8 protein-coding genes are annotated in these 12,141 nt (G+C 31.8%); 6 read left to right on the forward strand and 2 right to left on the reverse strand.

Annotated elements, in window-relative coordinates; all coding sequences use genetic code 11:
* Nucleotides 1-184 precede the first annotated feature (184 nt).
* Entirely contained in the window at nucleotides 185-1,306 is a 1,122-nt protein-coding gene (locus DZ60_RS0108325; RefSeq protein WP_025741630.1) for a GNAT family N-acetyltransferase, read from the forward strand.
* Between the two features lie 176 nt (nucleotides 1,307-1,482).
* On the opposite strand, the gene DZ60_RS0108330 is transcribed toward DZ60_RS0108325, so the two are convergent.
* On the reverse strand, nucleotides 1,483-3,261 hold the full coding sequence (locus DZ60_RS0108330; RefSeq protein ID WP_025741631.1) for a tetratricopeptide repeat protein: 1,779 nt from the start codon (nucleotides 3,259-3,261) through the stop codon (nucleotides 1,483-1,485).
* 362 nt (nucleotides 3,262-3,623) lie between these two features.
* Here DZ60_RS0108330 and DZ60_RS0108335 point away from each other — a divergent pair, with 362 nt between their 5' ends.
* From DZ60_RS0108335 to DZ60_RS0108345, 3 genes are all read left to right on the forward strand, one after another.
* The gene (locus tag DZ60_RS0108335) at nucleotides 3,624-4,484 is read left to right on the forward strand and encodes a hypothetical protein (protein WP_025741632.1); all 861 of its coding nucleotides are present in this window, start codon (nucleotides 3,624-3,626) and stop codon (nucleotides 4,482-4,484) included.
* Between the two features lie 410 nt (nucleotides 4,485-4,894).
* Entirely contained in the window at nucleotides 4,895-5,746 is an 852-nt protein-coding gene (locus tag DZ60_RS25435) for a hypothetical protein (RefSeq protein WP_025741633.1), read from the forward strand.
* A gap of 207 nt (nucleotides 5,747-5,953) precedes the next feature.
* Nucleotides 5,954-6,748, forward strand: coding sequence for a sugar-binding protein (locus tag DZ60_RS0108345; RefSeq protein ID WP_025741634.1), 795 nt, complete (start codon nucleotides 5,954-5,956; stop codon nucleotides 6,746-6,748).
* A gap of 87 nt (nucleotides 6,749-6,835) precedes the next feature.
* Here the strand turns inward: DZ60_RS0108345 and DZ60_RS0108350 are convergent, their stop codons facing one another.
* The gene (locus DZ60_RS0108350; RefSeq protein WP_025741635.1) at nucleotides 6,836-8,641 is read right to left on the reverse strand and encodes a glycoside hydrolase family 15 protein; all 1,806 of its coding nucleotides are present in this window, start codon (nucleotides 8,639-8,641) and stop codon (nucleotides 6,836-6,838) included.
* 88 nt (nucleotides 8,642-8,729) lie between these two features.
* Between DZ60_RS0108350 and DZ60_RS0108355 the strand changes: the two genes are divergently transcribed.
* Together DZ60_RS0108355 and DZ60_RS0108360 are read left to right on the forward strand one after the other, a co-directional pair.
* Nucleotides 8,730-10,937 (forward strand): bifunctional alpha,alpha-trehalose-phosphate synthase (UDP-forming)/trehalose-phosphatase, encoded by a 2,208-nt coding sequence (locus tag DZ60_RS0108355; RefSeq protein ID WP_025741636.1) that lies wholly within the window; start codon nucleotides 8,730-8,732, stop codon nucleotides 10,935-10,937.
* A gap of 64 nt (nucleotides 10,938-11,001) precedes the next feature.
* The gene (locus DZ60_RS0108360) at nucleotides 11,002-12,129 is read left to right on the forward strand and encodes an MFS transporter (protein ID WP_316929884.1); all 1,128 of its coding nucleotides are present in this window, start codon (nucleotides 11,002-11,004) and stop codon (nucleotides 12,127-12,129) included.
* The last annotated feature ends 12 nt before the right edge of the window (nucleotides 12,130-12,141 follow it).

Here is a 12,141-nt window from a genome sequence, read left to right on the forward strand (position 1 = left end):
TACTAAAAGAAAATAAATATATAGCTATATCCTCCTATAAATAGCCTCATTTCATTTTATTAAACATATTAACTAATAACGACAATATACATTAGTTACCACAATAGATCCATAAAATGATACACTTCTACTACCCATATTTTATAAAAGGGTTATATATTTGTGCTATTAGTAGATATGATATATGATTACGATTAAAGAAATTACTTCAAAAGGAGATTTAACCACCTTTGTTAAATTTCCTTTTACATTATATAAAGATTCCCCTTATTATGTTCCGAGTATTATCAAAGAGGAGCGCGAGGTGATGAATCCCGACAAGAATCCCGTTTTTAAAAATGCAATTGCCAAATACTTTCTAGCCTACAAAGGCAATACAATTGTAGGTAGAATCGCAGCAATCATAAACTGGATAGAAGTAAAAGAACAAAAAAAACCAAAAGTACGTTTCGGTTGGTTTGATGTTATAGATGATATAGAAGTTACCAAAGCACTTTTACAAAAAGTTACTGAATTTGGGGCTCAGCACAACCTCGAATATATGGAAGGTCCTGTTGGGTTTTCAAATATGGACAAAGCGGGAATTCTTATTAAAGGGTTTGAAGAATTGAATACCATGATTACCTGGTATAATTATCCATATTATGCAGAACATTTTGAACAACTTAATTTTGAACCAGCAGCAACTTGGGTAGAATATAAAATTAAGGTCCCTAAAGAGACTAAAGAAAAAGTAATAAAATTTGCCAAAGTAATCAAAGAGAGGTATGAGCTAAAACTACTTAAATTTAAAAAAAGCAAAGATCTTTTAGAGTATGCTGATGATATGTTTGATTTACTTAACAAAACATACAGCAGTTTACAAACTTTTGTACCAATACAACAGTATCAAATTGATATGTACAAAAAGAAATACTTGCCCTACCTAAATCCAGAATACATTACCTGTATTGCTGACAAAACGGGTAAACTTATCGCTTTTTCGATTGTAATGCCATCATTCTCTAAAGCGCTAAAAAAAATGAACGGAAAAGTATATCCCCTTCGTTTTTTACACATCCTAAAAGCTCAACGTCGAAATGACACTGCTGCATTTTATCTTATAGGTGTAGATCCTGAATACCAAAACAAAGGAGTAACTGCACTTATTTTTAAAGAAATGAATGAAGTCTTTTTACGCAATGGTATTGAGGTGGTAGAAACTAATCCAGAATTACAAGAAAACAAAGCAATACAAGCACTATGGAATGGATATGAGCATGAACAGCATAAAATGAGACGAACGTTCAGAAAACAATTAAATTAGTTAGAATTCTCTTATTTATTAAAATATCCATAGCCGTCAAGAGAATACGCATATAAAGTATAATCTGGTACAAAAATATTATATCTCATATAGACATAAAAATTTATGCATCAAGATTCTTGAAGTTACACAATGTAACTGAACATAAATATGTCATTTTTTAAACAACATTATATTTATACGGCAATTTTATCCACATTAGAATCTAAAATTTTATCCAAATAATCTTTTAGGGATACCTCTGCAGGAATTTCCATTTTCTTTTTTAATTTACTTCTTGCAACTTTTACTGTGTTGGGGTTTACATTAAGAATACCAGCCGTTTCTTTAATTGTCATATTCAACTTAGTAAGGGTACAATATCTAATATCAGCCTCGGTAAGTTCTGGGTGTAAACTCTTTAATCGCATTACCAATGACGGGTATTTTGATTCTGGACGATCCCGAATATCTGTTAAATCTGAAATTGTAGAATTAATTAGTTGTCTTATTGTACTTTTTGTATCTGTAATATCCCTTACGTCTTCTATATCATCTAATTCCTTATTTATTTCATTAAGAATTTTGTAATTTCTAGAAATTGCAATCTCTGAAGCCCCTAATTGATTTTCTTTTAATCTAATTTGATCTTCTAAAAGCTTTTTTTCTTTACTTTTTAGATATACAATTTCGCCTTTCCCTTTTTTATACCTTTTTCTAAAATATAATGCTACAAATAATAAAAAGGAACTAATCAATACAATACTAATTATCAAAATAATAAGTTTTTGCTTGCTAGTCTTCTCTTCTAATAATTGATTTCTATAAATGATCTCTTGATTTGCTCGTTTTTCTTCTAATAGCTTAATATTTGTGCTACTATATGTAATTAACAAAGATTGCTCCATCGATCGTAAACTATCTTCAATTTTGTCCTTTTTCTCTAAAATTTCTAATGCTGCCCCATATTCCTTTTGTTGTTTATAATATTTGATGAGCTTATTATAAGTTCCAGGTAAATTCTGAAAAAAATCTGCATTTTTTGCTGCATCTTTTGCAAATATGATTGCTTTATTAATATCGCCAGTCGCATAATAATAATCACTTAGATTATTAGAGTTATTGAACAAAGCAGATATATTCAAATTTTTGGTGTAATAATCTCGCACCGCTAATGCAGAATCTATTGCTTTTTGATAATCCCCTTGTAAAAAATAATCGTTAGCCATTTCATTTTTTGTCCACCAAATGTAATAGGGCTTATTATGCATCTTCGCCAATTCTAAAATTCTTTTGTTTATAGCGTAACTTTTCTCTACATTTTTTATGAGCCCATATGACCGTGCTGCATTTTGCATCAAATATAATTTTGTTCCTAGAGGTATATGAGAAGTATCTTTGAGACGAGAATTCAATATTTTAACAGATAGGTCATATTGTTTTTTAAAACGATACACTTGAGACATATAAATGTCATAAACAGTAAGGAAATTAATTTCTTTTTTGGGAATAAAAGGATAGGCCGTAAAAAAAGCCTCTAAACCCTGCTCCGGAAAATCAAAACTATTTGCCAAAATATATCCCTTATTAATATAGTGACCGGCTATTGAAAGACTATCAACAATAGAGACTACCCTATCAGTACCTAGTTCGTTAATTCTTGATTCGAAACGGTTAAAATAATATAAAGTACTGTCTAAATTTCTATCACTATAAAACTGACCATGACCATGACACCAAGCTATTGATTTATAACCTTCTAGTTCTCCCTTTAAGTAGGACAACTTAATAGATTCTTTGAGAAGATAATGGTGATTAATATAGGCTTCTTCCGTATGTTTTCCCTGATAGTTCTTGAAAATACTATCAAGCCTATTGATAGCATCTGTATCTATCACAACCTGAGATTGCATAACCCCATAGAAATTAAGACAATACAGGAAAAAAACAAATTGCCAAATTTTCGCAGTTATCATAAGTAGTAGGATTAAAAATTAAAAAGGTATTTACACATAAGAAAAGTACAATGCATCCCAAGAAGGTATAGTAAAAATCATAAAATAAAAGAACCATTTCTTGGTAAAACACAAATGAACCAAACTCTTAAAACCCTAATTAACAGGTTATTTTATCAAAACTAACCTAAAACTAACCTAAAATTTTCAAATAACCAACCTTTTTCTTACCTCCAAAAAAAATGAAATACCTAACCTAGAGATATATTTGCATATCGCTTTTAGCCATATAAAAAAAGAAGCTAAATACATGTGAGCGAACAAATTACCCCAAAATGAAAATATAATTTCAAAACAATTGAAAGACAATAAATTATATAATCATGACAGCATTGAGTAAGTATTTTAATTCTATTACATATCCTATAATTGTAGGTATGACAGTAACTAATTGTAATATTAACAAGACAAGAGAAGAACTATTTCAAAAAAACATGGGGACTACAGATATACCAAAAAAATCTGATGGCAAAGTTTACAACAACTATGAAATTGCAGAGCGCTACGCGCCAAAATTTCATCAATATATTTTTAGTACTAATAAATTTAATTTTAAACATGATAACCGAAATAATAACCACTATCCTGAGAAAAGTTATAACCCATATAACCTATGGAAAAGTAATAGCAATCCAAAAATTAAAAACAAAACAAAACCATTTGTATATTACTATGCGGCCCAAACTAAAAAACACTTTTCCATATTATATGTAGCTTACCCTATAGACCATATAAAAGAATTACAAGGTATGTATACAAGTCAAAACATTTTTGACCCTGATATAGTAGCGGTATTGGTACTAGCAAATAGGAAAGAAGATGGTGGTTTTGGAACTGTTGAAAACATAAGACCCATATATAATGGAAATGGGAAACATAAAAAAGAATCCTTAGAAATAGTAAATAATGATCGCCCTAGCATTTATATACTACCTAAAAAAAATAACATTCAGACAAGCGATAAAAAATTAGACACGGCAATATCACATATAGTATATGAGCACAAAAACAGAAAAAAATCCTCAATCTTAAATCAGAAAAACGAACCGCAAAGTTGGGGTTACAAACTACTAGAAATCGAATCCTTATTAACAAAAAAAGACAACTCGAAATTTCTTATCACAAATTCCTTTTTCGCTTTCCAAAACTCAAGTATAAAAAATCATAGACTTAATCCGCTATGACTTTTGTAAAATATCAAATATTGTATGTCCTTTACCTATAACCAGTTGCTAAAAAGCAACTGGTTTCTTATAAAATGATAAGAAACTTATTTGGGCATAACGGATATTTTAAAATCACATAATACTAATAAAGCAATCGGTATGATGTCTGAAAACAGTAATTTCATGATCTTATGCTATTACAAAATTAGTGTTTATGTACATCTACTGAAAAGTACACTCTATTTACTGAAACGTAAGCCTCCTTTTATAACTTTTACAAAAATTTATAGTTATTTATATCAAAGTATTTTATCCCAAAAAAACGTGTCAAACGTTTAATGTATAATTGATATGATAAACCACATTATTAATAGCATTGTTACTTTTCTGACAAAAAAAGTAACAGGTAAATAATTCTTCTTACGTATATGAAACGCCATTATATATTTATTTTAATCGTTAGCATCGCTAGTTATTATTCAAAATCAAATAGTCAATCCACTTCTGATCCAATAACAATTACCGAAAATGAAATTACTTATACTACGCATCGGGATCAACAATATCTTTATCTTGATATCAAAACGGATAATAAAAAAAACATGATGTTAATGCTCAAGGAGGGAGTTACAGTGTATTTTGATATTAAGGGAAAAAAGAAAAAAAATGTATCTGTGCAATATCCCGAGAAAGAGGAAAGACAAATAGGGGGAATGGGACAACAAAGACAAGAACGACGTCGTCCTCCAGAAGATATAGAAAATCAGTCGGAAAGAGAACTTGAGATAGAAGGTTTAGAACGCCCTAAAATACAAGAGATTATCGAGAACCTATCACAAAAAGGGATTTATACACACTTTGATCTTAAAAATACCTTTCATAGAGACCTCAACAATTTAGGCATCGATGTTTCTTTTTCTGAACATACTCTCGATAACGAGGAACGGGGCGGAATTATATATCGTTTACGTATCCCTAAAGAACAAATCAATTCTAACCCCAAAAAAGACCTATCCAAACTATCTATTGGAGTTATTATAGGTCGAGAAAAAAACAATACGCAAAATCAAGATAGACCCTCAGGCCGATCCTCTATGAGTATGGGAGGTGGCCAATCTAGAGGTGGTGGAGGCCCACCTGGCGGAGGTGGTGGCGGTGGACGCTCTCAAGGAGGATCCGGAGGTGGACCACCTAATAGAAATAATACCGATAGACCATCTAATGGTCAACAAACAACAAATACATTAGAATTTTGGTTTGATGCAGGTACAAAAATATAAAGTAGAGCAAATGGTTATTATTCACTATTCATCCATTTATAAACAATAAATCATTTGTTTTTTTGGTTCCATAACTAGGATTTATAGCTATGAAAGTATTATTTTTCGGATGTAGTTAGACATATTTATTAAATTCGATATTACCATAAAGTTTATATACTGGTAGTATAATGATGTGTCATTATTATCATCCACAAAAAAATACTAATGAAAAAAATAACATTTCTAGTAGCTCTTTCTCTATTATTACTATCATGTAAGAAAGATGTGAGCACCCACTCTAAAAATATTGCTGCCTCTATTGAAAAGAAGACAATACCCCAAAACGTTAAAAAAGATCATCAAATTCGCGAAGTAAAAAAAGCGGTTATTGTTCCTAAGTTAGACGGTATTATGGATGACCCTATCTGGAAAGAAACAAAATGGTATGGTTTTGACCAAAAATGGTTAGGAGAACCCTATGAATTTTCTGATTTTTTTGGTCGATATAAAGTAGCATGGACTCCAGAAGCATTATACATATTGGCAGAAATTAAAGACCAAATGCTCTATGATCAAAATAAAGATCCATTAATACGCTGGTGGGATGATGATTGTGTAGAAATTTTTATTGATGCTGATAATTCTGGAGGAAATCATCAATTCTCTAATAATGCATTTGCTTATCATGTTGCTCTTGATGGTAATGTAGTAGATCTTGATGAATCAAAGAACCCTGTATTACTCAATCATCATGTAAAAACAAAAAGAGTAACCAATGGAGATGTCTCTGTTTGGGAATTTGAAGTTGTTATATACGATGACTCATATACCGAAGGAAAAGTAAATGATCCTGTTGTACTTGAGAAAGATCAAAAACTAGGTTTTGCCATTGCATATAATGACAATGACGGTAGTAAAGAGCGAGAAAACTTTATAGGTTCAGTATTTGTTCCTGGTGAAGAAAAAAACCTGGGATGGATAAATGCTGATGTTTTTGGAACGATTGTTTTGAAAGAGTAATAGTACTTATTTCATAGAATAGGTAGGTTCTCTATTTTGTTATAATAAAATAGAGAACCTAATTTATAATTACAGACGTACTCCGTCTTAATGAAGTGCATCTTTTAGTTTTTCTTCTTTCGTAATTCCGACACCCGAAAAATTGATTGCCGTTTCTATAAGCGCCAAATGAGAATACGCCTGAGGAAAATTACCCAACAATCTTTTGGTTTTAAAATCAATGTCTTCACTAAATAACCCCAAATGATTACTATATGACAATAGTTGATCAAAGAGTTTTCTTGCTTTTTCTTCCTCCCCTATTTTATGCAAACTATTAATAAACCAAAAACTACAGATAGTAAACGAGGAAGAAGGTAATCCAAAATCATCTTTGTTTTTATAACGATACATTAAACCATCGTTGCATAGTTCTTTTTCTGTGGCCTTTACTGTACTTATAAAACGAGGGTCATGTGGTTTTATAAATCCATAAGACTCCATTAATAATGTAGATGCATCGAGATCAGAAGAACCATATGACTGCGTATACGCTTTGATATCATCGTTCCATGCATTCTCATAAATGTCATTATAGATACGATCCCGAAGTTTTATCCATCTTGGGTTATTTTTGGTCTTATTAATTAGCTCTCCTATTTTTATAGCTCTGTCTACCGCTACCCAACATAGAAGTTTAGAGAATGTAAAATGTCTTTCCTCAGTCCTAAATTCCCAAATACCTTTGTCAGGCTTTTCCCAATTAACATTAACTATATGAACAATACTTTTACTAATAGTCCATAAATTTTCACTGTTATCTAAATTACTATCAAATTTTACAAACTGTTGATAGATTACATTCATTAAAATACCATAAATATCATTCTGTTTTTGATGATATGCTGCATTACCAATACGAACTGGACTAGAATTCTTATACCCCTTTAAATGGTCTAATGTTTTCTCTGTTAATTTTTTTTCTCCATTAATACCATACATAATTTGGATCTTTTCATCTTTATCTGGTATAATATCTATTATAAACTGAAGAAAACGTTGAGCCAATCTTTTATGTCCAAGATTTGAAATCACTTTGATAACCATTGAGGCATCTCGGATCCAACAAAATCTATAATCCCAATTACGCACCTCACCAATGGTTTCTGGAAGCGAAGTGGTGGCAGCAGCCAATACTGCTCCTGATTTTTCATAACTGAGTAATTTAAGCACCAAAGCACTTCTGAGGATTTGATCATTATATACTGTATAAGAAGTGGTGTTTTCACTCCAATTCATCCAATATACTCTAGTTCGCTGCATTTTTAAATAACATCGCTCTAATGATTGCTCTAAAATTTTCTCATGATAACTTATCAAAAAGTATGCATTGCCAGTAATCTGTATTTCTTTGCTCTCTAAAATTGTTTCAAGATCCAAATTTGAGTATAGATATAATGTATCATATTTGTCTTCATTGTTGATACTTTTTATATATCCAGAATTCAACTCATGTGTAGTTTCTCCTATGGCATACTCTAATTTCGGATCATATTTAATTTTAAAAGAAGGGTTTCCCGAAATATGTTTCACATAACGTACAATGTCTGGAGGTGAATAATAAGTACCATCATCATTTTTATAACGTGGCATAAAATCAATAAACTCAAAAATGTCGGTACCGTTGCTAAACTCAGACACCAAAATATTAGTCTTAGCTATATACTTTTGCGACACTTTATAATCATCAGTTACTTCTATCTCAAAACTTCCTCCTTTTTGTTCATCTAAAATTTTTGCAAAAACTGAATAAGAGTCAAAATTTGGTAAGCAACACCAATCTAAAGATCCATATTTAGAGATAAGAGCGGCACTCTGACAATTTCCTATAATTCCGTAATCAAGATTATTCATAAATTTCTTTTAAGATCCCTGTTTTTTAATTCTTCTTTTCCGTAATTTAACAAAAAACAAAAAAAACGCATCACCTTTAAGCCAATTTATGAGTAAAACTATCATAATCTCAAATAGATTACCACTACAATTACAAATTCTCGATAATACAATAGAGACCACCCCCAGTGTTGGTGGTTTGGCAACAGGAATGAAATCTGTGCACTCTGAAAAAGAAAGCGTCTGGATAGGCTGGAGTGGACTTACCGAGGAACAGCTCGATCCCGAACTTACAAACAAAGTAAATGATGCCTTAAAAAAGCATCAGTGCATCAGTGTCCCGCTTACCGAAAATGATATAGACGGGTTTTATTATGGATTTAGTAATAATACCCTTTGGCCCTTGTTTCATTATTTTATGGAATATGCCAAATTCGAAAAAAACACTTGGGAAACCTACAAATTAGTAAATCAAAAATTTGCAGAAGTAGTATTAGAAAATCTTACTGACGGAGATACGGTATGGATACATGATTACCAACTATTATTGTTACCTCAATTAATACGGCAACAAAGACCAAATGTATCTATTGGATTCTTTTTACACATTCCTTTTCCTTCTTATGAAGTTTTTAGAACACTTCCTTGTAGAGAAGAATTACTTAAAGGTATGTTGGGAGCAAACCTATTAGGATTTCACACCTATGATTACGAGCGTCATTTTTTGAGTTCTGTAGAACGAATTCTTGGTTATGAAATCAATTTTAATAATATTACGGTTGAAAATCGCATTGCAAAAATAGATTCTTTCCCTATGGGGATTGACTTTAAAAAGTTTCATGACGCTGCTATACTTCATAATCAAAAATCAATTAAAGAACGTACAGAAATTCAGCAAGGAATTGATAAACATTTAAAAGAAGAACAAAATCAATCAAAGCTAATCCTTTCTATTGATAGATTAGATTATACAAAAGGTATTGCAAATCGTCTACGCGCATTTGAATATTTTCTTGAGAAATACCCAGAATTTAGAGGAAAAACAAGACTTGTAATGCTTGCAGTTCCTTCTCGATCAAATGTCCCACAATATCAGCTGCTTAAAAATGAAATTGACCAATTAGTAGGTCAAATTAATGGTAAATTTGCAGAAGTCAACTGGACTCCTATCTGGTATTTTTATAGATCCATGCCTTTTGAGAACCTTATAGATCTTTACACATCAAGTGAAGTTGCATTACTTACCCCTATTCGAGACGGGATGAATCTTGTGGCCAAAGAATATATTGCCTCTAAAGTTAATAAAAAAGGTGTACTAATATTAAGTGAGATGACGGGAGCCGCAAATGAAATGAGTGAAGCGCTTATCATTAATCCTAATAATTTTGAAGAAATAGCCGACACTATAAAAATTGCCCTAGAAATGCCAGAAGAAGAACAAATAAAAAGAAATAGTGCATTACAGAAACGTCTTAAAAGATACAATGTAGAAAAATGGGCAAATGATTTTATGGATTCCTTAGGCACTACTATCAATGATTCTGAACAGTCCACACAAAAAAAAATAAACGACAGCGTAAAAACCGAAATGGCCACCAAGTTCTTGCAAGCAAAAAACAAAATAATGTTTTTGGATTATGATGGTACTATGGTACCTTTTGCAAAATTACCTGAAAATGCAAAACCTACACAACGTGTTTTTGATTTGTTAGACATGCTACATGCACAAGAAAACACAAAAGTTATTCTTATTACTGGTAGAGACAGAGATACAATTCAGGAGTGGTTTGGCCATAAAGAATATACATTAATTACAGAACACGGTGCGTGGTTAAAGGAAACTAATAAAGATTGGGAACTAATGGAACGTTTGGATAACCAATGGTTCGAATCAATTGCTCCCGTTCTAGAGTCGTTTACAGACCGAACTCCTGGATCACTGGTCGAAGAAAAGAGATATTCTCTTGCATGGCATTTTAGAAATGTAGATCCAGAACTTGGAAAGAAAAGAGCGAATACATTAAAAAGTACTATACAGCATTTGATTGCCAATCATAATCTTGAAATTCTCGAAGGAGATAAAGTAATCGAAATAAAAGTAAGTGGTGTCAGTAAAGGGAAATCTGCTTCTAAAATGTTAACAGAAAAAGACTACGACTTTATTTTTGCTATCGGCGACGATTGGACTGATGAACACATGTTTAAGGAATTACCAAATGAAGCATTTAAGGTAAAAGTTGGTATTAAAAAGACCGTCGCTCCTTATTATGTAGAGGATATTGATCAAGTGTACGACTTACTTACTGCTTTTAAATAATTAATTATTTATTAAAAAAGATACGCTACTGAAACCAAAACTACACATACTTCCGGTCATTATTATTTCGCAGTTTTTTTGCACCTCATTATGGTTCGCAGGAAATGCTGTTATTGATGATTTGGCTGCGCAATTTAATGTTGGGTTTAATATACTAGGATACTTACTATCCTTTGTTCAATTTGGTTTTATTGTCGGGACACTAACTTTTGCATTATTAACCCTCGTAGATCGATTTTCACCCTCGCGTATTTTTATGGTATGTGCTTTTCTCGGAGCTATTAGTAACTTATGTGTATTAATCCCCAACATAAGTATTATCAATTTGTTTACCGCTCGATTTGCAACTGGATTATTTTTATCAGGAATCTACCCTGTAGGTATGAAAATTGCTTCAGATTATTATAAAGGCGGTCTAGGTAAGGCTCTGGGATATCTGGTAGGAGCGCTTGTTCTCGGAACAGCATTGCCGCATTTGATCCATGAATTTTCTTGGAGTAGTGATTACAGAGCAGTGATAGTTAGCACTTCGATCTTATCTATTATTGGTGGACTTGGGATTCGCTTTTTAGTTCCTGATGGGCCATTCAGAAAACCAGTACCAAAGTTTCAAATAGGTGTGATCACACAACTTTTTGAAATCCCAAGCTTCAGAAAAGCTGCTTTTGGATATTTTGGACATATGTGGGAACTATATGCCTTTTGGGCTTTTATTCCTATTATGTTAAAACGATATAGTGATTTACAATCTATTCATATCAAAACTTCCTTCTGGTCCTTTATAATTATAGGAGTAGGTGTTATTTCATGCATCTTAGGAGGATTTATTTCACTAAAAAGTGGAAGCAAAAAAGTAGCTTATTATTCTTTATTAATTTCCGGTATCTTGTGTATCACATCTCCTTTTCTTTTTGGACTCTCTCCAGAATTATTTATGACTATTATGTGTATTTGGGGAATGGTAGTTATTTCTGACTCTCCGCAGTTCTCTACTATGATAGCGGCGGCAGCACCAGCAGAAAATCGCGGAACAGCACTTACCATAACTAATTGTATAGGATTTGCTATTACAATCATTAGTATACAGTTACTGACCTTCTTGGCAGAAAAAATAGATACTACCTTACTATTTCTTCCTCTAGTTTTTGGTCCGCTTTTTGGAGTATATTATTTGCGTAAAAAACTGATTTAAAAAAATTTAAAC

It is taken from the genome of Aquimarina pacifica, assembly GCF_000520955.1.
Lineage (GTDB): Bacteria > Bacteroidota > Bacteroidia > Flavobacteriales > Flavobacteriaceae > Aquimarina > Aquimarina pacifica.

Bases quoted from the DNA above. Each gene is read 5' to 3' on its own strand.
- DZ60_RS0108325 (WP_025741630.1), top strand. From the start codon at position 185: ATGATTACGATTAAAGAAATTACTTCAAAAGGAGATTTAACCACCTTT.
- DZ60_RS0108330 (WP_025741631.1), bottom strand. From the start codon at position 3,261: ATGATAACTGCGAAAATTTGGCAATTTGTTTTTTTCCTGTATTGTCTT.
- DZ60_RS0108335 (WP_025741632.1), top strand. From the start codon at position 3,624: ATGACAGCATTGAGTAAGTATTTTAATTCTATTACATATCCTATAATT.
- DZ60_RS25435 (WP_025741633.1), top strand. From the start codon at position 4,895: ATGAAACGCCATTATATATTTATTTTAATCGTTAGCATCGCTAGTTAT.
- DZ60_RS0108345 (WP_025741634.1), top strand. From the start codon at position 5,954: ATGAAAAAAATAACATTTCTAGTAGCTCTTTCTCTATTATTACTATCA.
- DZ60_RS0108350 (WP_025741635.1), bottom strand. From the start codon at position 8,641: ATGAATAATCTTGATTACGGAATTATAGGAAATTGTCAGAGTGCCGCT.
- DZ60_RS0108355 (WP_025741636.1), top strand. From the start codon at position 8,730: ATGAGTAAAACTATCATAATCTCAAATAGATTACCACTACAATTACAA.